The 21,625-nt window shown below is 74.6% G+C and carries 19 protein-coding genes and 1 other RNA gene; 7 read left to right on the forward strand and 13 right to left on the reverse strand.

Annotated features, from left to right (window positions below; all coding sequences use genetic code 11):
- Positions 1-10: 10 nt before the first annotated feature.
- The 4 genes from CELF_RS12980 to CELF_RS21385 all read right to left on the reverse strand — a co-directional run bounded on the left by CELF_RS12980 (position 11) and on the right by CELF_RS21385 (position 5,856).
- Complete coding sequence (locus tag CELF_RS12980) at positions 11-631, reverse strand: ATP-binding cassette domain-containing protein (protein WP_013771723.1); 621 nt, start codon at positions 629-631, stop codon at positions 11-13.
- Positions 628-1,401, reverse strand: coding sequence for an ABC transporter permease (locus CELF_RS12985; protein ID WP_041553507.1), 774 nt, complete (start codon positions 1,399-1,401; stop codon positions 628-630). The genes CELF_RS12980 and CELF_RS12985 overlap by 4 nt, the downstream gene beginning before the upstream one ends.
- 145 nt (positions 1,402-1,546) lie before the next feature.
- Positions 1,547-2,413: a PhnD/SsuA/transferrin family substrate-binding protein gene (locus CELF_RS12990; RefSeq protein WP_218916843.1), complete on the reverse strand. Its 867-nt coding sequence runs from the start codon at positions 2,411-2,413 to the stop codon at positions 1,547-1,549.
- Positions 2,414-2,589: 176 nt separating this feature from the next.
- Positions 2,590-5,856 carry a [FeFe] hydrogenase, group A gene (locus tag CELF_RS21385; protein WP_013771726.1) on the reverse strand — a complete coding sequence of 1,089 codons (3,267 nt, stop codon included), beginning with the start codon at positions 5,854-5,856 and terminating at the stop codon, positions 2,590-2,592.
- Positions 5,857-6,123: 267 nt separating this feature from the next.
- On the opposite strand from CELF_RS21385, the gene CELF_RS13000 reads away from it, so the two are divergent.
- Entirely contained in the window at positions 6,124-6,510 is a 387-nt protein-coding gene (locus CELF_RS13000; protein ID WP_013771727.1) for a hypothetical protein, read from the forward strand.
- A 68-nt stretch (positions 6,511-6,578) separates the two neighbouring features.
- Here CELF_RS13000 and arr read toward each other — a convergent pair whose 3' ends face one another.
- Positions 6,579-7,007 carry an NAD(+)--rifampin ADP-ribosyltransferase gene (gene arr, locus CELF_RS13005; protein ID WP_013771728.1) on the reverse strand — a complete coding sequence of 143 codons (429 nt, stop codon included), beginning with the start codon at positions 7,005-7,007 and terminating at the stop codon, positions 6,579-6,581.
- A 127-nt stretch (positions 7,008-7,134) separates the two neighbouring features.
- On the opposite strand from arr, the gene CELF_RS13010 reads away from it, so the two are divergent.
- Positions 7,135-7,758, forward strand: a complete 624-nt coding sequence (locus CELF_RS13010; RefSeq protein ID WP_232014241.1) for a TetR/AcrR family transcriptional regulator — start codon at positions 7,135-7,137, stop codon at positions 7,756-7,758.
- Between the two features lie 34 nt (positions 7,759-7,792).
- Positions 7,793-9,511, forward strand: a complete 1,719-nt coding sequence (gene poxB / locus CELF_RS13015; protein WP_013771730.1) for a ubiquinone-dependent pyruvate dehydrogenase — start codon at positions 7,793-7,795, stop codon at positions 9,509-9,511.
- A gap of 104 nt (positions 9,512-9,615) precedes the next feature.
- On the opposite strand, the gene CELF_RS13020 is transcribed toward poxB, so the two are convergent.
- Entirely contained in the window at positions 9,616-10,215 is a 600-nt protein-coding gene (locus tag CELF_RS13020) for a hypothetical protein (RefSeq protein ID WP_013771731.1), read from the reverse strand.
- 187 nt (positions 10,216-10,402) lie between these two features.
- Between CELF_RS13020 and CELF_RS20800 the strand changes: the two genes are divergently transcribed.
- Positions 10,403-11,308 carry an Ltp family lipoprotein gene (locus CELF_RS20800; RefSeq protein WP_013771732.1) on the forward strand — a complete coding sequence of 302 codons (906 nt, stop codon included), beginning with the start codon at positions 10,403-10,405 and terminating at the stop codon, positions 11,306-11,308.
- 15 nt (positions 11,309-11,323) lie between these two features.
- Here the strand turns inward: CELF_RS20800 and CELF_RS13030 are convergent, their stop codons facing one another.
- The gene (locus CELF_RS13030; RefSeq protein ID WP_013771733.1) at positions 11,324-12,112 is read right to left on the reverse strand and encodes a GNAT family N-acetyltransferase; all 789 of its coding nucleotides are present in this window, start codon (positions 12,110-12,112) and stop codon (positions 11,324-11,326) included.
- 84 nt (positions 12,113-12,196) lie between these two features.
- Positions 12,197-12,673 carry a CoA-binding protein gene (locus CELF_RS13035; protein ID WP_013771734.1) on the reverse strand — a complete coding sequence of 159 codons (477 nt, stop codon included), beginning with the start codon at positions 12,671-12,673 and terminating at the stop codon, positions 12,197-12,199.
- Between the two features lie 182 nt (positions 12,674-12,855).
- Here CELF_RS13035 and CELF_RS13040 point away from each other — a divergent pair, with 182 nt between their 5' ends.
- The gene (locus tag CELF_RS13040; protein ID WP_013771735.1) at positions 12,856-14,754 is read left to right on the forward strand and encodes an acyl-CoA dehydrogenase family protein; all 1,899 of its coding nucleotides are present in this window, start codon (positions 12,856-12,858) and stop codon (positions 14,752-14,754) included.
- 85 nt (positions 14,755-14,839) lie between these two features.
- On the opposite strand, the gene ssrA is transcribed toward CELF_RS13040, so the two are convergent.
- Positions 14,840-15,208: a transfer-messenger RNA gene (ssrA, locus tag CELF_RS20010) on the reverse strand.
- Positions 15,209-15,374: 166 nt separating this feature from the next.
- Positions 15,375-15,935 carry a GNAT family N-acetyltransferase gene (locus CELF_RS13045; RefSeq protein ID WP_013771736.1) on the reverse strand — a complete coding sequence of 187 codons (561 nt, stop codon included), beginning with the start codon at positions 15,933-15,935 and terminating at the stop codon, positions 15,375-15,377.
- A 126-nt stretch (positions 15,936-16,061) separates the two neighbouring features.
- Here CELF_RS13045 and CELF_RS13050 point away from each other — a divergent pair, with 126 nt between their 5' ends.
- Positions 16,062-16,940, forward strand: a complete 879-nt coding sequence (locus CELF_RS13050) for a hypothetical protein (RefSeq protein ID WP_013771737.1) — start codon at positions 16,062-16,064, stop codon at positions 16,938-16,940.
- Positions 16,941-16,995: 55 nt separating this feature from the next.
- Here the strand turns inward: CELF_RS13050 and CELF_RS13055 are convergent, their stop codons facing one another.
- A complete protein-coding gene (locus tag CELF_RS13055; protein ID WP_013771738.1) occupies positions 16,996-18,630 on the reverse strand; it encodes a S1C family serine protease in 1,635 nt (544 codons plus the stop codon).
- A gap of 186 nt (positions 18,631-18,816) precedes the next feature.
- Between CELF_RS13055 and CELF_RS13060 the strand changes: the two genes are divergently transcribed.
- Positions 18,817-19,878: an ATP-dependent DNA ligase gene (locus tag CELF_RS13060; RefSeq protein ID WP_013771739.1), complete on the forward strand. Its 1,062-nt coding sequence runs from the start codon at positions 18,817-18,819 to the stop codon at positions 19,876-19,878.
- Between the two features lie 35 nt (positions 19,879-19,913).
- On the opposite strand, the gene CELF_RS13065 is transcribed toward CELF_RS13060, so the two are convergent.
- Together CELF_RS13065 and CELF_RS13070 are read right to left on the reverse strand one after the other, a co-directional pair.
- Positions 19,914-20,747 (reverse strand): esterase/lipase family protein, encoded by an 834-nt coding sequence (locus CELF_RS13065; protein WP_013771740.1) that lies wholly within the window; start codon positions 20,745-20,747, stop codon positions 19,914-19,916.
- A complete protein-coding gene (locus CELF_RS13070) occupies positions 20,744-21,478 on the reverse strand; it encodes an alpha/beta fold hydrolase (protein ID WP_013771741.1) in 735 nt (244 codons plus the stop codon). Before CELF_RS13070 ends, CELF_RS13065 begins: the two co-directional genes overlap by 4 nt.
- Positions 21,479-21,625: the final 147 nt, after the last annotated feature.

The raw sequence follows: 21,625 nt of genomic DNA on the forward strand, positions 1-21,625 counted from the left end.
CCCGGGCGCCTCACAGCCGAGCGTCGGTCACACCGTCGAGCGCGCGCCGGTCGTGGTGCGGTGCAAGCTCCACGACGTCCCCGTGGAGGCGCTCGGCGTCGGCGCGGTCGTGCGTGACGAGCAGGACCGCTCGGCCACGGCAGGCCTCGGCGATCCACGCGAGGACGGCCTCGCGACCGTCGGCGTCGATGCCGGTGAGGGGCTCGTCGAGGAAAACGAGGTCGGCGGCGGGCAGGAGGGCGCGGGCGATGACGACACGGCGGCGCTGCCCGCCGGACAGGGCGCGGACCGGGCGACGGAGCGCGTCAGCGGGCAGGCCCAGGTCGCGGAGCGCGGTGACGACGCTCGTCGACGACACGTCGCGGGGAAGGACCAGGCGCACGTTGGCGACGGCGTCGAGGTGCTCGCAGAGCCGGTCCTCCTGGAACACGGCCGAGCAGCGCGCCGGCCTGCCGTCTACCACGCCGCTCGTCGGCGGCACGAGCCCGAGCAGGACGCGGCCGAGCGTCGTCTTGCCGCTGCCGTTCGGTCCCATGACGGCGACGACGCCGTCGTCCGGCAGGTCGATGTCGAGGCCGTCGAGGACGACCCGGCCGCCGAGCTCGACCCGCAGGTCCCGGACCGTGATCACGACGCCCCGCCTCCCCGGCCACGAGCACCGCCGCCCGCCACCGCGCCACGCGCCGACGGCACCCGACGCAGCAGCGCACCCAGCCCGCGTTCGGCGGCGAGGCTCAGGGCGACGACGACGCCCGTCCAGACGAACACGTCGGCGGTCTCGAGCAGGAGCTTCGCGTCGTAGAGCCGCTCCCCCACGCTGCCCGCGGGCAGGCCGATGACCTCGGCGGCGATGCCGCTCTTCCACGCGAGCCCGATGCCGACCTGGCACGCGGCGGCGAAGAACGGCAGGACGGCGGGGACGTCGATCGCGCGGACGCGTCGCCAGACCGGCAGACGGAAGACGAGAGCGACCTCGAGCATCGCGACGTCACGGCGCCCGATGCCTTCCAGCACCGCGGCGAACACGACGGGCAGGACCATGAGGGCGCTGACGACGACCGCGAGGCGCCCGCTGTCGACCCAGATCAGCACGAGGATGATGAAGCTGACGACGGGCGCGGCCCGCACCGCGCCGACCAGCGGTGTCACGAGCGCCCGCACGACGGACCACCGGGCGGCCGTCACCGCGAGGACCGTGCCGGCGACGGTCCCGAGGACGAATCCCGACAGGACCCGCACGAGCGAGTGCCCGACCGTGGCCCAGAACGCCGGCTCGACGACCAGCTCGCCGAACCGCGCACCGACCTCGGCAGGCGCCGGCAGGAGAAGCCGCTGGCCGACGACGAGCGCCGCCGCCTGCCAGACGACGAGCCAGAACGCCAGGACCAGGACGGGCCGCACGACGCGGACGACCGCGCTCCCTCGTCGACCACGAGCCCACTGCCGCACACGCCGCACCCCGCGCCCGGGCGGGGCGACGGCCCGCCGCCGCAGCGCCCGCACGGGTCCTCCGCGCGTCGCGCGGCCCGTTCCCTGCGCGGCCGGGTCAGCCGTCCGCGCCGTAGTAGAAGCCGTCATCGGGAAGGGCTCCTCCCACCGACGCAGGGTCGGCGGCGTGCAGGACCGCGAGGTACCCCGCGAGGGAGTGACGCATCTCGGCTCCGTCGACGTAGGTGATGTGCGAGCCCGGGATCGCCTTCGTGGCGACGGCCGCGGCAGGCACGATCCCCGCGGCGGCGATGAGCTCGCCCGCCTCGTCGGGATGCTCGTTCGTGAAGGCGGTCGACTCGGCGTAGTCGTCGAGGAACTCCTCGAAGGCCGCGGCGTGCTCGGTGGCGAAGGCGGCGCGGACGACGACCACCCCCGTGACGAGCTGCGAGTCGGGCTCGACGGCGGCCCACTCCTCGGTCAGGTCGAGGGCCGCGCGAGCGCCGGGGACCTGCCCCGCGACGACGGTCACGTAGGGCTGCGGCAGGACGGCGACGGCACCGGGCTCGGCGGCGAGCCGGGCGGCGACCTCGGTCGCCTCGCTGAGGTACTGCACGGACAGGTCGGCGGCGGGGTCGAGGCCGGTGAGGTCGAGCAGGTGCTCCAGGACGAGCTGGGGGGTGGCTCCCTTGCCCGTGCTGTAGACGGTGCGTCCGCGCAGGTCGGACAGGGAGTGCACGGTGTCACCGACCTCGACGACGTGCAGGACGCCGAGCGTGTTGATCGCGGCGACCTGGATGGCTGCGGGCGTGCCGGTCGTCTTCGCGTCGAGCACCGCGGCGAGGTTGGCGGGCAGGAGCGCGACATCGACGTCGCCGTGCAGCACCTTCGGCAGCACCTCGTCGGGCGTGCCGTAGACCGTCACCTGGTAGTCGTGCCGCGCGGCGCCGCGGGCGGCCTCGTCCATGAGCCTGACGAGCCCCATGGTCGTGGGGCCCTTGAGCGAGGCGATCCGAACCGTGGTCCGCTCCACCGTCGCGCTAGGGGTCGGTTCCGCGGCGGGGGCCGACGACGTGGCCGGAGCCGCGGCCCCGGGCGCGCACCCCGCGACGAGAGCGGCGACCGCGACGACGGCCGCGGCGAGACGGAGGAGCCGGCGCGTCACGACGCACCGCCCGGCGTGCCGTGCTCGACGACGGGACCGGTCGGCGCGTGCGCACCGGCGCCGACGGGCTCAGCAGCAGCCGGAGCACGGTCGGGACGGCGGAACGGTGCGTAGGAGGTGTGCAGGAGCTCGTGCGCGAGCGGCGAGTTCGGCTCGCCGTAGCACTCGTCGTAGAGCCGCAGCACGTCGGGGTTGGCCTGCGAGCGCCGCAGCGGTGCCGTGCGGTCGATGTCGACGAGCACCTGCTGCCGCGCGACCGTCTCGTGCGCGTCACGCGGGGCCGGGTGCCCGGCGCCGTTGACGCACCCGCCGGGGCACGCCATGACCTCGATGAGGTCGTACCCGACGTCCTCGCCGTCGCGGATCCGGCGGGCGAGCGCGTCGACGTTGCCGAGCCCGCTGACGACGGCGACCCGCACCTCGACACCTCCGGCGGCGACCGTGGCCTCCTTGACGCCCTCGAGGCCGCGGACGGCGTGCACGTCGAGCTCGGCGGGCGGCTCGCCGGTGAGCTTCTCGACCGCCATCCGCAGCGCCGCCTCGGCGACGCCGCCGGACGCCCCGAACAGCACGCCGGCGCCGCTGACCTGCGCGTACGGCTCGTCGAACGCCCCGGGCTCGACGTCGGCGGGGTCGAGCCGCAGCATCTCCACCATCTCGAGCAGCTCGGTCGTGGTGAGCACCGCGTCGACGTCCCGGACGCCGTCGGGGGCGAACTCGGGCCGCGCCGCCTCGTACTTCTTGGCGAGGCACGGCACGACGGACACCGTGTACAGCCGGTCGACGGGGATGCCGGCGCGCTCCGCGAAGTGCCGCTTCACCGTGGCGCCCATCATCTGCTGCGGCGACTTGCAGCTCGACAGGTGCGGGATGAGCTCGGGGAACCGCCGCTCGACGAGGTTGACCCACCCCGGGCAGCAGGACGTGAACTGCGGCAGGCGCTCGCCGCTGCCGACGCGCTCCAGGAACTCGGTGGTCTCCTCGAGGATCGTCAGGTCGGCCGCGAACGCGAAGTCGAAGACCCGGTCGAACCCGACCTTGCGCATGAGTCCGGCCATGAACCCGGACGCCTGCTCGGGCGCGAGCCCGTAGTGGTCCGCGATGACGCTGCGCACCGCGGGGGCGACGAAGCCCACGACGACCTTGTCGGGGTCGTGCATCGCGGAGAACACGCCGCCGCGCTCGCGCACGTAGTCCAGCGCGCCGCACGGGCACGCGCGGACGCACTGCCCGCACGACACGCAGTCGGTCAGCCCGAGCGGCTGGTCGTCGCGCGTGCCGACCGTGAGCCGCCCGCCGTCGAACTGGAACGCCAGGACGTCGACGCCCTCGACCTGCGCACACGCCGCGACGCACAGCCCGCACGAGATGCACTTGTTGTGGTCGCGCACGATGAAGGGGTGGTCCTGCGCGACCGGCGTCCACGGCCGCACGTGCAGCGGCAGCGTGAACTCGACGTGGTGCGCGGTGGCGGCATCCCGCAGGTCGCAGCGGTTCTGCTTGGAGCAGCCGCACTCCAGGCAGCGCGCGGCCTCGTCGCGGGCCTGCTGCTCCGTCAGCCCGAGCTCCACCTCGACGAAGCTGCCGATGCGCTCGGCAGGCGGCAGGGCGGGCATGGCGACGCGGCGCGCGCGGGGCTGCAGCTCGAACTCGTCGCGCGGCAGGTCCTCGAGCGTGCCGCGGCTGCACGTGTAGTCCTCCTGCGAGGGGCGCACGTACCCGTCGCGGACGAACTCGTCCATGGCCTGCGCGGCCCGCCGGCCCGCGGCGACCGCCTGGATCACGGTGGCGGGGCCGGTGACGCAGTCGCCGCCTGCGAACACGTTCGCCTCGGAGCTCTGCAGCGTGCGGCCGTCGACGTCGACGTCGCCCCACTCATTGAGCCGCACCGGCAGGTCGTCCCACAGGAACGTCGTGTCCGTCGTCTGCCCGATCGCGCCGATGACGGTGTCGGCCTCGATGACGAAGTCCGAGCCCTCGACGCGCACCGGCCGGCGACGACCCGACCGGTCCGGCTCGCCGAGCTCCATCCGCACGCACCCGACGTGCAGCCGCCCGTCGACGGACGTGATGCCGGTCGGGGCCGCGAGGAAGACCATGTCGACGCCCTCGTGCAGCGCCTCCTCGATCTCCAGCGGCTCGGCGGGCATCTCGTCGCGCGTGCGGCGGTAGACGAGCTTGACGTCCCGCGCCCCGCGCCGCAGCGCGGTCCGCACGCAGTCGATGGCCGTGTTCCCGCCCCCCACGACGACGACCGTGTCCCCGACGGGCTCGTCGACGCCCTGCACGACGCCCCGCAGCCAGTCGATGCCCAGGTGCACCCCGGGCAGGTGCTCACCGTCGAGCTTGAGCGGCGTCGCCCGCCACGACCCGACCGCGAGGTACACGGCGTCGTGCTCCCGTCGCAGGTCGTCGAGCCGCAGGTGCGTGCCGAGCGCCTTGCCGGTCACGATCTCGACGCCGATCGCCTCCATGAAGGCGATCTCCTCGTCGAGCGTGGCCTTCGGGAGCCGGTACTCGGGGATGCCGTACCGCATCATCCCGCCGGGGCGGTCCTCCTTCTCGAACACCGTGACCCGGTGCCCGGCGAGCGCCGCGTAGTACGCCGCGGACAGTCCCGAGGGCCCGGCGCCGACGACCGCGATCCGCTTCCCGCTGGGGTCGGCGAGCCGCGGAGTCCACGGCTCCTCGCGCGCCCGGTCCCAGTCGGCCACGAACCTCTTGACGTGGTTGATCGCCACGGGCTCGTCGACGAGGTTGCGCCGGCACTCCGCCTCGCACGGGTGGGGGCACACGCGCCCGCACGCCGACGGGAACGGGTTGCGGTCCTTGATGACGCGGATCGCCGCCTCGAAGTTCCCGGTGGCGACGTGGTGCAGGTACGTCTGGATGTCGATGTTCGCCGGGCACGTCTGCACGCACGGCGCCACGCAGTCGGCGTTGTGGTCGCACAGGAGCTGCTCGAGCCTCACCGCCCGGTACTCGCGCAGGCGCGGGTTCACGGTCGTGACGACCATCCCCGCGGACACCGGCGTGATGCACGCCTTGACGTCGCGCGTCGCCCCGTCCGCGCCGGTCCCGACCTCGACGACGCACAGCCCGCAGCTGCCGTTCGCGCGTTCCAGCCGCCCGTCGTGGCACAGCGACGGCACGTCGACACCCTCCGCCTGCAGCGCCCGCAGCAGGGTCGTCCCCTCGCGCAGCTGCATCGACCGGCCGTCCACCGTCACGGTGACGTGCTCCGACTCCTGGCCCTCGTGCACGCGACCTCCCACGGTCCGTGGCCCGGCGGCACGGGCGACCCGGGCGGGCCGCTGCGCGGTAGAGCGCCGCCATTGGCCCTCGTGGCCGACGCTAGGACCGTGTGGTGCCCGTCACGAAGGGACCTCCGGCCTAGGTCTGCGGCCCCAACCTGTGGGAACGCGCTTCCCGCGGTCCGTGCCACCGACGACCGCTGCCACACCCCGGTTGCGCCCCCCGGCGGTCGGCAGTCGAATGCGGTGCGGGGGGTCTCCTGAGGAGGTAGGACCGTGGACGCCATCGTCTGGATCGTCATCGCCGTCGTCGTGGTCGTCGTGGTCGTCGCGATCGCCGTCGCCGTGGGCAGGCGGCGCGGCGCGCACCGCGCCGAGGCCGAACGCGCCAAGGCCCAGCAGATCCGCGAGGAGGCTGCCGCCGAGCAGGTCGAGGTCAAGCGGCGCGAGGCCGAGGCCGCCCGCCTCGACGCCCAGGCCCGGCTCGCCCAGGCGGAGGCCGACGCACGCGCCGCCGACGCCGCCGCCCTGCAGAACGAGGCCCGCGCCCGCGGCGCGGAGGCGACGACCGCCCGCTCCGAGCTCGACGACCGCCTGAGCCACGCGGACCGCATCGACCCGGACACCCCGACACCCGGCAAGCACACCGACCCCCGCCAGTGACCGACCAGCCGCCGGTCTGACGGAGCCGGGCGCCGGTCGTGGGGTGCCCCCCGGGCGAGCGGCCGAGCTCAGTCCTCGATCGCCTCGACGCCCTGCCGGGCGAGGTCGTCGAGGTGGGCACGCATCGCCGCGAGCTGCTCGGGCGGGTGGCCGACCCAGTCGACGATCTCGCCGACGACCCGGACGGGCTCGCGGGTCCGGTACGAGCGGGTCGGGTTGCCCGGGAACCGCTGGTTCGTGACGTTCGGGTCGTCCTCGAGGTCGCCCGTCGGCTCGACGAGGTAGATGCGCCCCGGCCCGTCCCCGGCCGCGAGCTCCGCTCCCCACGTGGCCGCGTCGAGCGTCTGCGTGACGTAGACGTACCCGGCCGCGCGGCCGGCGCCGTAGTTGGAGCGTCGGCCCGGTTCGAGCAGGTCGCCCACCCGCAGGTCGGCGCGGGTGCCGTGCAGGTAGCCGCCAGACTCGTGGACCTCGAACGGGACCGGTGCGTCGGCCATGGCAGTCCTCTCCTCGGCGAGCGGCGTCTCCGGCACCCTGCCACGGGTGACCTCGCGTGTGGCACCCCGATGTGGGATCGAACACGTCGGGGCGCACGCGTGCAGCGACGTGCCTATAGTGGACAGCGTGTCCAGTAATGCGCCGGCCGCGCCGCGGGCAGGTCGTCCCCGCTCGGAGGCCACCCGCCACGCGATCCTCGACGCCGCCACCGACCTCGCGCTCGCGGGCGGTCGCGTGCCGACGATCGACGCCGTCGCGTCCCAGGCCGGCGTGTCCCGGACGACGATCTACAAGTGGTGGCCGTCGTCGGCCGCGGTGCTGGCCGAGGGACTGCTCGACAGGTTCCACGAGAGCATCGAGTTCGACGACGCGCTACCGGTGCGCGAGGCGCTGACGCTCCAGGTCGACGCCCTCGTCACGCTCCTGCGCGACACCGCCGCCGGGGCACTGGTCCGCCAGCTCCTCGCCGCCGCCGCGAGCGACCGCGCGGTCGGGGTCGCGATGCTCGACCGCTGGCTCGAGCCGCGCCGTGCCACCGCGGCCCACCACCTCGAGCGGGGCGTCCAGCAGGGCCTCGTCCGCCCCGACGCCGACCTCGCGCTCGTCGTCGACGTGCTGTTCGCCCCCGTCTACCACCGGCTCGTGTGGGGCCACGCCCCGCTCGAGCCGGGCCTGGCCCGGCAGGTCTGCGACCTCGTCTGGCCCACGATCTGCGTCACCTCCCCAGCCGCACCCGCCGCCGCCTCCTGACCTCGCGACGACACGACACCGAAGAAGGACTCCCATGACCACCGTCGCCAAGAACATCGTCGACACCCTCGTCGCATCGGGCGTGAAGCGCGTCTACGGCATCCCCGGGGACTCGCTCAACGGCTTCACCGACGCGCTGCGCGGCTCCGGCATCGAGTGGGTGCACGTGCGCCACGAGGAGGCAGGTGCGTTCGCGGCCGGGGCGGAGGCGGCCCTGACCGGGGAGATCGCCGTCGCCGTCGGCAGCGCAGGCCCGGGCAACCTGCACCTCATCAACGGCCTGTACGACGCGCAGCGCTCGCGCGTCCCCGTGCTGGCGATCGCCGCGCACATCCCCACCGAGGAGATCGGCAGCGGCTACTTCCAGGAGACGCACCCGCAGGAGCTGTTCCGCGAGGCGTCCGTCTACTCGGAGTACGTCTCGTCGCCGACGCAGATGCCGCGCATCCTGCGCACGGCGATGCAGACGGCGCTGGAGAAGCGCGGCGTCGCGGTGGTGGTCATCCCGGGCGACATCGCTCTCGCCGAGGCGGTCGACACCACTGTCACGCCGGTGCGCGCGACGCGTCCGCGCGTGCTGCCGTCGCAGGACGAGCTCGTGCAGGCGGCCGCGCTGCTCAACGGCTCCGACCGCGTGACGATCCTCGCCGGCGCGGGCGCAGAGCACGCGCACGACCAGGTCGTCGCGCTCGCCGGGAAGCTCGCCGCACCGGTCGTCCACACGCTGCGGTCCAAGCAGTTCGTCGAGCACGACAACCCCTACGACGTCGGCATGACCGGGCTGCTCGGGTTCGCCTCCGGCTACAAGGCCATGGAGGGCGCCGACACGCTGCTCATGCTGGGCACCGACTTCCCGTACCGCGCGTTCCTGCCCGAGAAGGCGAAGGTCGCGCAGATCGACCTGCGCGGCGAGCACCTCGGCCGCCGCACCGCGCTCGACCTCGGGCTCGTCGGTGACGTCGGCGACACCGTCGACGCCCTCCTGCCCCTGCTCGACCAGGCGACCGACCGCGAGCACCTCGACGACTCGCTCGCGCACTACGCGAAGACGCGCACCAAGCTCGACGACCTCGCGACCCCGCGCAAGGGCGACCAGCCGCTGCACCCGCAGTTCGTCGCGCGCGTGGTCGACGAGCTCGCCGCCGACGACGCCGTCTTCATCCCCGACGTCGGCTCCCCCGTCATCTGGGCAGCCCGGTACCTGAAGATGAACGGCCGCCGGAACCTCATCGGCTCGTTCATCCACGGCTCGATGGCGAATGCGCTGCCGCAGGCCGTCGGCGCGGCGGCTGCGACCGGACGCCAGGTCGTCGCGCTGTCGGGCGACGGCGGCATCGCGATGCTCCTCGGCGAGCTGCTGACGCTCACGCAGAACCGGCTCCCCGTGAAGGTCGTCGTGTTCAACAACGCGTCGCTCAACTTCGTCGAGCTCGAGATGAAGGCGGCCGGGTTCGTCACGCACGCGACCGGTCTGGAGAACCCGAGCCTGGCCGCGATCGCGCAGGCTGCCGGGCTCAAGGCGTTCCGCGTCGAGCGGTCGCAGGACCTGCGGGGTGCGCTCGCCGAGGCGTTCGCGTACGACGGGCCCGCTCTGGTCGACGTCGTCACCGAGCGGCAGGAGCTGACGATCCCGCCGTCGGTCAAGCTCGACCAGGCCAAGGGCTTCGCGCTGTACGCGCTGCGCACGCTGCTCTCGGGCCGCGGCGACGAGCTCCTCGACCTGACCCGCGCCAACCTCCGCCAGGTCTTCTGATCCGCCCACGGGGCCGACCCTGGTCATTCCGGGCGCCTGTTCACGCACGCAGGGCCCCGGAGCGCCGGGCCCGTCCGGGCGGCAGGTCGCTCGGACGAGCGGCCTCAAGCGGGCGCGACGACCGTGGTCATCACGCAGTTCCCCTTGCCCTTGGGCCGCTGGTAGGTGAACCCGAGCTCTTCGTACATCGTCCGCGTCGCGTTGTAGAGGAACGACGACGAGGTCCGCTTCCCCTCGGGCAGGTCGTGCGGGTAGGCCTCGACGAGACCGCCGCCCTCACGCGCGATCAGCGCCAGCGCGCCGCGCACGGCGACGGCGGCGACGCCCGCGCGCCGGCGGTCCCGGTCGACGAACAGGCACGTGATCCGGAAGTCCGGGGGCCGCTCGAGCCCGCGTTCCCACTCCTTGCGGTGGTGGATGTTCGCCAGCTCGGCCACGGTGCCGAACTGCGCCCAGGCGATCGCGCGCTCCCCGTCGAGGACGAGCGCCGCGTGCGCGTGCCCGCTCTCGACGAGCTGCCGCTTGAACTCCCGGTTCCCGAGCTCCTTGCGCTCGGGCGGATCCGGGTAGCAGTGGAACCACGTGCACCAGCAGCCGCCCCACACGCCGTTGTGCCGCTCCGCCAGGTCGGCGAACGCCTGCCACGTCGCCGGACCGAGCGGCGCGATCCGGAACCCGTCCACGACCACGCCGTCCAAGTCCATGCCGGCACTGTAGGACCGCAACCGGACGGTCTACGACCGGCTTCGCCCGACGACTGCGGCGTGCTGACGGACGACGAAGCGGAGGGCGTCACGACCGGATTTCACCCCGGGTGGTGGATTCGCGGCCGACGGCCGTGGTGGGAGCGTGAGCTGTCGGCCACAACGGATCGTCATCGATGGAGTGACCATGGCCACGCGCTTCAACCCGCCGCCGAACTGGCCCCCGCCACCGGTCGGGTGGACACCACCGCCCGGCTGGGCTCCCGATCCCGCCTGGGGTCCGCCGCCGCCGGGCTGGCGCGTCTGGGTCGACGACACCGCCGCGGGCGCCGGCCCGTTCGCACCCCCCGCCGGACGACCGGCACCGACGCCGCCCGCACCGCCGGTTCCCTCGGGGCCGCCGGGAGTCGCGGCCGGTCCGCCCCCGGCGGCGCCCGACGGGCCGCCGTCCGGCGAGCAGCCCGCCCGGTCGTGGATCGCCCGCCACGCGGAGCTCGTCGGCATCGGCGCGTTCCTGCTCCTCCTCGTCGTGATCGCTGCGGCCAGCGCCGTCGCCGGAGGCGGCGGCAGGGGCGAGGAGCGGGACGCGGTCGCCGTCGCCGAGCAGTCGCAGGACGCCGTCGACGAGGAGGCCGAGGCGGAGCGTGAGGCCGCCGAGGAGGCGGAGCGGAAGGCGGCCGAAGAGGCCGAGGCCGCCGCGAAGGCGGAGGAGGAGCGGCTCGCGGAGGAGCAGCGCCTCGCGGACGAGGCGGCAGCGGCGGCCGCCGAGGCTGCCGAGGCGGCCCGGATCGGCAGCGTCGCCCAGCAGAACGCCTACCGGACCGCCGTCAGCTACCTGGACTTCAGCGCGTTCTCCCGTTCGGGGCTCGCCCACCAGCTGGAGTTCGAGGGGTACAGCGCCGCCGACGCCGAGTTCGCGCTCGCGCGGCTCGAGGCCGAGGGCAGCGTCGACTGGAACGCCCAGGCGGCGGCGAAGGCGGCCAGCTACCTGGAGTTCATGGCCTTCTCGCACGCGGGCCTGGTCGAGCAGCTGGTCTTCGAGGGCTTCAGCCCGGAGCAGGCCGAGTACGGGGTCAGCACCACCGGCCTCTAGCCGGACCACGCCGGATCAGGAAGGCGCCGCCGCGAGGTGGAAGTACGGCGTGCGGGTCGTCAGCGTGAAGCCGAGCGCGCACGCCAGCCGGTGCGAGCCGACGTTGCCGTCCCGGCACGACCAGACGGGTTCGAGGCCGGCGTCGAGCGCCACGTCGATCATGGCTGCGGCCGCCGCGGACGCCAGCCCGCGGCGCCGCCACGCATGCGCCGTCTCGATGCCGAGCTCCAGACGGTCCCCGCGCCGGTACGACGTGAACGCCATGGCGCCGGTCTCGCCGTCCCGCTCGACGACGACACCGCCGCCCTGCGAGAGGAACGTGCCGGCATCCGCCCAGAACAGGCTCGGCACCACCGACCCGGCCCACCCGAAGTCGTCGGCGACGGCACGCCGCGCGGCCCACCCGTCCGTCGGCGCGAGCGCACCGCGACGTGCCGCGAAGGCGTCGGCGTCGAAGGCGAAGTTGAGACGCGCGTGCCGCGTCACGGCGACGCGCGCGCCGGTCGGGTGCGCAGCAGCGAGGGCGCCGTCCCAGTCGAGCCCGTTCCAGCGGGGCTCCACCTGCAGCCACTCCTCCCCCGTCGTCCGGCTCACGAGGTGCTCGGCGACCACGCCCACCGCCTCGTCGAGCGCCGGGCCCCACACGAACGACATGCCGTAGGGGTGCACGACGTGGAACGCCCGCGGGTCGACCTCCCGGTCGGACCACAGCGGCGCCCCGGCGTCGAGGGCCGCCACGGCGAACATGGTGTTGATCGGGACGCCGTCCAGCGTGCGCCGAGCCTCGTCGAGCCGTCCGTCCACGCGCACCTTCCTGATCACGACCCCTGATCACGACCGGGGTCGTCCTGCTGCCTGCGGGCCCGCCACGGGGACCACGGGCGCCCGTCACACGGTCCGCGGGATCCGCCGCGTCAACGACAGGACCCGGCACATGACGCGGTGCCCGCGGTCGGACGCCCGCCCGTACATGAGCGGGCAGCCGCCGTCGATGACCGTCAGCCCGTGCGCGCGGCCGAGCCGCGTCGCGTCGTCGTCGACGCTTCCCTTGTCCACCGACCGGTGCATCCAGACCTGCATGATCCCCAGGTCGATCGCCTCCTGCACGGTCGCCGACGCGTGCTGAGGCCGGGTCGCGACCACGACCGCCTCCACGCCGCCGGGGATCGCCCCCAGGTTCGCGTAGGCGGGGTCGCCCTCGACGTCCTCGGCGTTCGGGTTGACCGCGAAGACCTCGTACCCGAGCTCGCGCAACCGCGTGTAGACGACGTTGGCGCCGTGGCTGCCCGGGGTCCGAGAGACGCCCGTGACGGCGATCCGCCGCGCGTCGAGGAACACCTCCGCCGCCGCCTTGATGCTGGTCACGGCCCCTCCGTCCCTCTGCTCCTGGTGACGTTAGTGACGCCGGCCACACGCCGACCGGGACCTTCGGCCGGGTTCGCGGCGCCGGTGCGGACCCGTGCCGGTTTGCCCGCTCCTGACCGGTCGATAGCATCGAGGACGAGCGGCCGGCCTGCTCGGTGCGGGTCCCGCCGAGGAGGCTCACCATGAGCAGCGTCGCCGTGGACCAGACGCCCACCGCCGGGGAACGGAAGGCTCGAGAGGTCGCCGAGGCGGCCCGGGAGCAGCAGTGGACCCGGCCGAGCTTCGCCCGAGGGATCTACCTCGGCGCGTTCGACGTCGGGCTCGTCCACCCCTACCCCGCGTCCGACCCGGACGCCACGGCGCGTGGCGCCACGTTCCACGTGGCCCTGCGCGAGGTGTGCGCGCGCATCGACGGCCGCGCGATCGAGCGCGACGACCACATCCCCGACGAGGTGCTCGACGCACTGCGAGGCGTCGGCGCGTTCGGCATGAAGATCCCACAGGAGTACGGCGGCCTGGGGCTGTCGCTGGTCGAGTACGGCCGTGCCCTGATGCTGGTCAGCACGGTGCACCCGAGCCTGGCCGCGCTGCTGTCCGCGCACCAGTCGATCGGTGTCCCCGAACCCGTGCACATGTTCGGCACGCCCGAGCAGAAGCAGAAGTTCCTGCCACGGTGCGCGGCGGGCGCGATCTCCGCGTTCCTGCTGACCGAGCCCGACGTCGGCTCGGACCCCGCGCGGCTCGCGACCACGGCGACACCGACGGACGACGGGACGGCGTACGTGCTGGACGGCGTGAAGCTGTGGACGACGAACGGTCCGATCGCCGAGCTGCTGGTGGTCATGGCGGTCGTCCCGCCGCACGACGGGCAGCGCGGCGGCATCAGCGCGTTCGTCGTCGAGGCCACGACCCCGGGGATCACCGTCGAGCACCGCAACCGGTTCATGGGGCTGCGCGGCATGGAGAACGGCGTGACCCGGCTCCGGCAGGTCCGGGTGCCGGCCGCGAACCGGCTCGGACGCGAGGGCGAGGGCCTCAAGATCGCGCTCACGACCCTGAACACCGGCCGGCTGTCGATCCCCGCGATCTGCGCGGGCGGCAGCAAGTGGGCGTTGTCCGTCGCCCGGCAGTGGTCCGTCGAGCGGGTGCAGTGGGGCCGGCCCGTCGGCGAGCACGAGGCGGTCGGCAGCAAGCTGGCGTTCATCGCGGCGACGACGTTCGCGCTCGAGTCGGTGTTCGACCTGTCGGCGCGGCTGGCCGACGCCGGCCAGAAGGACGTGCGCATCGAGGCGGCCCTGGCCAAGCTGTGGGCCAGCGAGATGGCCTACCGGGTGGCCGACGAGCTGGTCCAGGTCCGCGGCGGCCGCGGGTACGAGACCGCCGACTCGCTCGCGGCCCGCGGTGAGCGGGCGGTCGCCGCCGAGCAGCTGCTGCGGGACATGCGGATCAACCGCATCTTCGAGGGCTCGTCGGAGATCATGCGGCTGCTCGTCGCCCGTGAGGCCGTGGACACGCACCTGACCGCCGCGGGCGACCTCGCGTCCCGCGACGCGTCGCTCGGCGCCAAGGCGCGCGCCGCCGTCGGCGCCAGCCGCTTCTACGCGCGCTGGTTCCCCGCCCTGCTCGTCGGGGAAGGAACGCGGCCGACCGCGTACGGCGACTTCGGCCCGCTGGCCCGCCACCTGCGCTTCGTCGAGCGGTCGTCCCGCTCGCTGGCCCGCCAGACGTTCTACGCGATGGCCCGCCACCAGGCCCGGCTCGACCGCAAGCAGGTGCTGCTGGGACACGTCGTCGACATCGGCGCCGAGCTGTTCGCCATGTCCGCGGTGTGCTCGCGCGCCACGGCGATGCGCCGGCAGGACCCGGCGACCGGTCGGAGCGCGACCGACCTCGCCGACGCCTTCTGCGCCCAGTCGCGCCTCCGGGTCGAGGCGCTGTTCCGGCGGCTGCGCGGCTCGGCCACGGCATCCGACGAACGGCTGGCCCGTGCCGTCATGACCGGCCGGCTGCGCTGGGTCGAGGACGGCATCCTCGACCCCTCCGAGGGCACGGGACCCTGGATCGCGCCCCGGACGCCGTGACGCCGAGACGGGCCGCCGCAGGACGTGCGTGCGGACGTACAACAAGGGCCCCTGGCCGGGGTGTTCACCCTGACCAGAGGCCCTGACGTGGAGGTGGCGGGAATCGAACCCGCGTCCGATGACGTGGAACCAGGGATTCTCCGGGTGCAGTCCGTGATGGATTTTCTCGGCCTCCACCACTCCCACGGACGAGAAGGTGGACAGGCCCAGTCAGCTAGAAGTCCCGATCCTCACACTGACGATGAGGACCAGCAGTGGCTCCCTAGATGACGCCGGGAACTAAGTCGGAAGCGTACTTAGGCCGACGGACTTCGAGGCTCGCTCAGGCGGCGAGGGCGAAGTCGGTGCGCTTGTTATCGGCACCTATGATTTGCACGGAGCGTTGACGAGATAACCGTGCGTCCTCGACCCGCTTCTCCTGGCTCGACGATCACCGTCGAAACCGATCACCCCCATGTTGAGTTGTCAATCGTGCTGCTCGGCGGGCACTCGGCCCGCGCGCGGCACCGCATCAGACTACTGCCCCAACGCGCGACGCGTCGCCCTGATTCCCACCGGTCGACCACGCGGCATCCGAGGCGCGGGCGTCATCAGCGCGGGCCGGGCGCACCTGACGGCGGTCAGAGCTCGCGGCGCACCACCACGCGCGGGCGGTGCCCGCTGCGGCTCGTCGTCGGCGCGACGACCTCGAAGCCGGACGCCTCGAACAGCTCGACCGTGCCGACGTACCCGGACACGGTGTCCACGCGCGTGCCGGCCGTCTCCACCGGGTACCCCTCGACGACCTGCGCTCCGTGCGCCCGCGCGTGCTCGACCGCACCGTCGAGCAGGACGTGCATGAGGCCACGCTTGCGGAAGCCCGGGCGCACGACGAAGCACGCGACGCTCCAGGGGTCGCACTCGTCGACGAACGGCAGGGTCCGCGAGCGCATGAGCCGCCGGTAGGTGCTGCGCGGCGCGACGGAGCACCAGCCGGCCACCTCGTCGTCGACGTAGACGAGGACACCGGGGCCGGGGTCGGTGGCGCACTGGTCGCGCATGACGGCCGGGCGCTCCTCGGGCGGGATGCGACCGTCGCGGATCGACATGCACCAGCACCCCTGCACGCCGGGGCCCTTCGGGCCGACGACGGTGGCGAAGTCGTCGAACCGGCCGAGCGCGGGGCGGACGTCGATGACCATCCGCTCACGGTAGGCGGCGCCACCCACACCCGGACCGCGTCCGGGCGGTATCCGGTGGGCCGCTCCCGGCTCCTTCTTCTCGACGTCTCGCGCCGCTGCGGCGCGCCCGGGCGAGGAGGGGTGGACGTGGACGACGAGGACCAGAGGGGTGAGGCGGCGACGCCGACGGGTGGCGAGCCGTCGCCGGGAGGGACGCCGACGGGTGGCGAGCCGTCGCCGGGAGGGACGTCGACGGCCGGCGCGACGCCGGCGACGCCGACCGAGGCACCCGCGTCGACCGCAGGGGCGCGGACGGCGGACGCGTGGGTGGAGTCGCCGGCGGCACCGGCGTGGGGGACGCCGGCCGCCGGCGGCTCGGGGCCCACGTCCGGGTCGGGGGCCGCAGCGGCGGGCGACCCGCAGGGCCAGCTGCGCCGAGGGGTCCTCCTCGGCGTCGGCGCGACCGCGGCGCTGGCCGTGGTCGTCGTGGCGGGCGTCCTCGTGTGGTCGAACGCGACGGACGACGACGGCGGGTCGGCGCAGCCCGCGGCCACGGCCACCGCCCCGACGCAGGACGGCTCCGCACCCGACGAGGCGGACGGTGACGCGACGGACGACGGCGACGGGACCACGGGCGACGAACCGACGGTCGTCGTCGCCGAGCGCGCACTGCCCGCGACGCAGGTCTGGACGGCGATGGGCGTGACGTGCGCGGCCGGCGACACCCTGCGGATCGTGATGTCCGGGTCCGCGTCGCACGACCAGACCGCGGCAGGGACGGTCGGGCCGACGGGGCTGCTCGACCCGCTGTACCACCAGTTCAACGTCGAGGGCTTCCCGGACGCGAACACCATGACGGTCATCGGGAGCCTCGAGGAGGACCCCGCGACGTTCTTCGTCGTCGGCGAGTCCGCGGTCTACGCGTGCCCGCGCGACGGCGAGCTCTACCTGGGTGTCAACGACGTCGGCGTGCAGAACAACAGCGGCGCGTTCCAGGCCACCATCACGCACACCGCCTTCCCCTGACACGTCGCAGGGCGGGGTCCCGGACCGACGGCCCGGGACCCCGCGGTCGGGCCGGTCAGCCGACCGGGCCCTGCGTGAGCGTCACCGCCGCCTGCTCCGACACGCCGGTCGCGGCGTCGGTCCAGGTCAGCGTCACCGCGTCGCCGGGCGCGTAGCCGTCGAGCAGCTCCTGCAGGGCCGTCGCGGAGGACACCGCCGTGCCGTCCACGGCCGTGACGACGTCGCCCGCGGCCAGGCCCGCGCCCGCCGCGGGGGTCCCGTCGAGCACGCCCGCGACCCGCGCACCCGTCACGGTGCCCGCACCCGCGTCGAGGCCGATCCCGAGGAACGCCGGGTAACCGATCCGCACGGTCGCGGTCTCCTCGCCCGAGGAGATCTGCTGCAGGACCGCCACCGCGTCGACCACGTCGATCGCGTACGCCACGGTCGACGTCCCGCCGACGGACGCGGCCGTGGTGATGCCGACGACCTCGCCCTCCTCGTCGAGCACGGGCCCGCCGGAATCGCCGCCGACCACCGCGGCCGAGAACTCCAGCAGGCCGCTGAGGGTCTCCGCCTCGCCCGCGGTCGACGTGCGCGCGGTCATCGTCTCGTCGGTGCCCGTGACCTCGCCGGTCGCCGCGACGAGCTCGCCCGTGCCGTCGGCGTTGCCGACCGCCGTGACCGTGTCGCCCGGCGCGACCCCGCCGTCGTCGTCCAGCGTGACGGTCGCCAGGCCGGAGGCGCCCGTGAGCTGCAGGAGCGCCACGTCGGCCGACGCGTCGTACCCGACGACGGTCGCCTCGAACGTCTCCCCCGTCGACTCGACGGTCACCGAGATCGCCGTCGCCCCCTCCACGACGTGGTGGTTGGTCAGCACCAGCCCGCCCGTCGTCAGCACCATCCCGGTCCCCGCCGACGAGCCGCCCTGGTACCCGAGGGTCGACGTGATCGTCACGACGCCGACCTGCTGCTCCGCGGTCGCCGCCGTGGTGGTCTGCGCGCTCGTCGTGCCGGTGCCGCCCGACGCGTCGTCCTGGTCCGGGGAGCCGGACGAGTCCGAGCCGTCGTCCGACCATCCCCGCGGGCCGGACCTGTCGGGCAGTGCGGGCAGCTCGCCGTCGCCGGGCCGACCCGGCCGGTCGGCGTCGGAGAACGACGGCCGCGTCGCGTCGTCCCGCGTGGCCGCGACCGCCCACGCCGTCCCGCCGCCCGCGACCAGCCCGACAGCGAGCGCCGCGCCGACCACGCCGACCGCCGCGCCACGACGCACGGTGAGCGGGGGCTTCGGCGCCTTCGGCGCCGCGGGTGCTGCGGGGGCTGCGGGTGCACGGAACGGCCCGAACGACGCACCGGCGGCGTGCGCGGGCGGCGGCGGCTCGAGGTGCGGTCCGGTCGGCCGGGGACCGTCCGGCAGCGGCGGGGCACCGGGACCCGCGTCCGGTGCCCCGCCGACCGCTGCCGGCGTCGGCGGCAGCGGCTGCGTCGGGGCGCCGGGTGCCGCACCCGTCGGTGCCGGGGTCGGCGGCAGCGGCTGCGTCGGGGCGGCGGGTGCCGTACCGGCCGGTGCCGGGGTCGGCGGCACGGGCTGCGTCGGGGCGCCGGGGACGTCCGGGGCGGCCGTGCGCGCGTCCTGCGCGCCGGCGGGGGCGGCCGGACCGGACGTGGGGCGCGGGTCGTCCGCGCCGGCGGGGGTGGTGGTGTCGCTCATGGTCGGCCTCCTGGCTCGCGGCTCGTCGTCTGGTTCGTGCACCAGACAACGCCGCCTCCCCGGACGCGCCCTGGAGCGGACCCGTGCGCCACCTGTGAGGACGTGCGGGTGACGGGGACGGGCCCCGCACGACGGCGGGTGCGCGTTCGACCGGCCGGTGTGGGCGGGGGCGAGCAGGATGTGGTCATGCGCCTGCCCGTGATGCCGCCCGTCGCGCCCATGCTCGCGAAGTCCGTGCCGACCATCCCCGACGTGGGGCACGTCGAGCCGAAGTGGGACGGGTTCCGCACGATCGTGTTCCGCGACGGCGACGAGGTGGAGCTCGGCAGCCGCAACGAGAAGCCCATGACGCGCTACTTCCCGGAGCTCGTGGAGGCGATCAGGGCGAACACCCCGGAGCGCTGCGTGCTGGACGGGGAGATCGTCGTCGTGACGGGTGACCGGCTCGACTTCGACGCGCTGCAGCAGCGCATCCACCCGGCGGCGAGCCGCGTCCGGCTGCTCGCGGGCAGCACGCCCGCGAGCTTCGTGGCGTTCGACCTGCTGGCGCTGGACGACGAGGACTACATGCAGCGCCCGTTCCGCGACCGCCGCGCGGCCCTCGTCGAGGCGCTCGCCGACGCGCGCGACCCGGTGTTCGTCACGCCCGCGACCGGCGACCTGGCGCAGGCGCAGGACTGGTTCACGCGCTTCGAGGGGGCGGGCCTGGACGGGGTGGTCGCCAAGCCGCTCGACGGGACCTACCAGCCGGACAAGCGCACGATGTTCAAGATCAAGCACGAGCGCACGGCGGACTGCGTGGTCGCCGGCTTCCGCTGGCACAAGACGGGGGACGTCGTCGGCTCGCTCCTGCTCGGGCTGTACGACGACGACGGCGACCTGCAGCACGTGGGCGTGAGCGCGTCGTTCCCGATGGCGCGCCGCAGGACGCTGCTCGACGACCTGGCGCCGTACCGGGACGTCGAGCTGGCCGACCACCCGTGGGGCCGCTGGGCGCAGGCGGAGGCGCACGCGGGCAACCGGATGCCGGGAGCGGTGAGCCGCTGGAACGCCAAGAAGGACCTGTCGTTCGTCCCGCTGCGTCCCGAGCTCGTGGTCGAGGTCGCCTACGACCACATGGAGGGCGACCGGTTCCGGCACACCGCGCAGTTCCGTCGCTGGCGCACGGACCGCGACCCGCGCTCGTGCACGTACGCGCAGCTCGAGCAGCCGGTCACGTTCGACCTGGCGGAGATCTTCGGCCGCTGACGCCGGCGCCCGGCGCCGGCGGTCGGGCAGCGGAGTCAGTCGGCGCGCGGACCGGGCGGCCACGGGCCGCCGCCCGGCGGGCCGGGCGTGACGAACGCGCGCGCGGCGTCCAGCACGACCTCGGGCAGGCGCGGGTCGGCCAGGACGCGGAAGTGCCCGGGCGTCTCGAGCTCGACGTTGCGCGCACCGGCGAGCACGCTGCCCTCCGGGACGTGCGGGTCCCACCGGGAGAAGACCGAGACGATCCGCCGGTCGACGTCGGCGACGCGCGCGAGCCCCACGATGTCGGGGTGGTCCGGCCGGAAGATCCGGATGGACCGCAGCGGCAGGAACCGCGCGAGCCGCGACCCCGCGAACGGCGTCGCCACCGCGACGAGCCCTCGCACGCGCGGTCCCGCTCCGGGGTCGGCCAGCAGGAGCTTGCCGACGAGCCCTCCCTTGGAGTGCGCCACGACGACGACGTCCGTCAGGTCGCGGTCGGCCAGCAGCTCGGCGACGGTCCTGACCGCCTCGGCCAGGTCCTGCACGTGGTAGCCGAGGCCCGGGACGACGTGCACCGCGTGGCCCGCCGCGAACAGGCGCGCCGCGAGCGGCTGCAGGAACGGCCACGGCTCCATCACGCCGGGGACGAGGACGACGTCGGGGGCGCGGCGCGCCGTCGGCTCGGCGTACCGGTCGGGGTCGCCGGGCGCGAGCACCCCGCGCACCTGGTACCAGCCCGCGTACGCGTAGTCGGCGACGCGCCACCAGGTCCGGTGCACCGCGGTTCCGGGGCGGGACCGCACGTCCCCCTCCGGGCGCACCACCGACGCCTCGCCGCCCGGGCCGTGGGTGGCCCTCGGGCGGGCACCGGCCGGGTCGGTGGTCACGAGCCCTCCCGGCAGAGGGCGGCGACCTCGCCCGGACGCACGTGCTGCACCACGTGCGCGGCGCCCGGCACGACGAGCGCGCGCCCGTCCCGCGCGAGCCCGGCGAGGCGGGCGACCCACGCGTCGGGGGCGATGTGGTCCTGCTCCCCACGCACGACGACGACCGGGCAACGCACCTGCGTCACCGCCGCGTCGAGGTCGAACCCGAGCATGTGCGGCAGCTGGGCGGCGTACCGGCGGGGACCGGCCCGCACGTAGTCGCTGAACACGATCGCGTTGACGTCCAGGGGCTCGTGCAGCGTGTCGCGGGCGAGCCGCAGCGCCTGGGCGCGCGCGGAGCGGGCCGCAGGGTCGACGACCGGCCCCAGCAGCACCACGCGCTCGGCGACGTCGGGGTGGCGGCGGGCGGCCTCGGCGACGACCTGCGCGCCCATCGAGTGCCCGAGGAGGACCGCGCGCCGCACCCCGCGCCCGGCGATCTCCTCGACCAGGCCGTCGGCGAGCGCCGTGATCGTCGGCTCCCCGTCGAGGGGCGGCGTGCGGCCGAAGCCCGGCAGGTCCGGCACGAGCGTGAGGCGGTCGCGTCCGAGCACGGTCGCGAGCCGGCGGAAGTAGCGCGCGGACACCCCGATGCCGTGCACGAGGACGCAGGTCGTGGCGTCGCCCGGAGCGCCGTACGCCTCGACCGACCATCGCGTCGTGGCGGGCGCGTCGGCGTCGTGGCTGGTCACCACACGATCCTCGCCGCACCACCCGCCTCCTGCCACGCGGGGGCGGGCGAGAAACGGTCGAGAAGCGGTTCGAGAAGCGGTTCGAGAAGCGGTTCGAGATGCGGTTCCGGGTGAAGTGCTCGACCCTGGCAGGGAGCCGGACCCGGA

Source organism: Cellulomonas fimi ATCC 484, from assembly GCF_000212695.1.
GTDB classification, from domain to species: domain Bacteria; phylum Actinomycetota; class Actinomycetes; order Actinomycetales; family Cellulomonadaceae; genus Cellulomonas; species Cellulomonas fimi.

Excerpts from the sequence above, each read along its gene's own strand:
- CELF_RS13040 (WP_013771735.1), top strand. The coding sequence starts at position 12,856 with ATGAGCAGCGTCGCCGTGGACCAGACGCCCACCGCCGGGGAACGGAAG.
- CELF_RS13020 (WP_013771731.1), bottom strand. The coding sequence starts at position 10,215 with ATGGACTTGGACGGCGTGGTCGTGGACGGGTTCCGGATCGCGCCGCTC.
- CELF_RS20800 (WP_013771732.1), top strand. The coding sequence starts at position 10,403 with ATGGCCACGCGCTTCAACCCGCCGCCGAACTGGCCCCCGCCACCGGTC.
- CELF_RS13055 (WP_013771738.1), bottom strand. The coding sequence starts at position 18,630 with ATGAGCGACACCACCACCCCCGCCGGCGCGGACGACCCGCGCCCCACG.
- arr (WP_013771728.1), bottom strand. The coding sequence starts at position 7,007 with ATGGCCGACGCACCGGTCCCGTTCGAGGTCCACGAGTCTGGCGGCTAC.
- CELF_RS12990 (WP_218916843.1), bottom strand. The coding sequence starts at position 2,413 with ATGGGGCTCGTCAGGCTCATGGACGAGGCCGCCCGCGGCGCCGCGCGG.
- CELF_RS13045 (WP_013771736.1), bottom strand. The coding sequence starts at position 15,935 with ATGGTCATCGACGTCCGCCCCGCGCTCGGCCGGTTCGACGACTTCGCC.
- poxB (WP_013771730.1), top strand. The coding sequence starts at position 7,793 with ATGACCACCGTCGCCAAGAACATCGTCGACACCCTCGTCGCATCGGGC.
- CELF_RS13060 (WP_013771739.1), top strand. The coding sequence starts at position 18,817 with ATGCGCCTGCCCGTGATGCCGCCCGTCGCGCCCATGCTCGCGAAGTCC.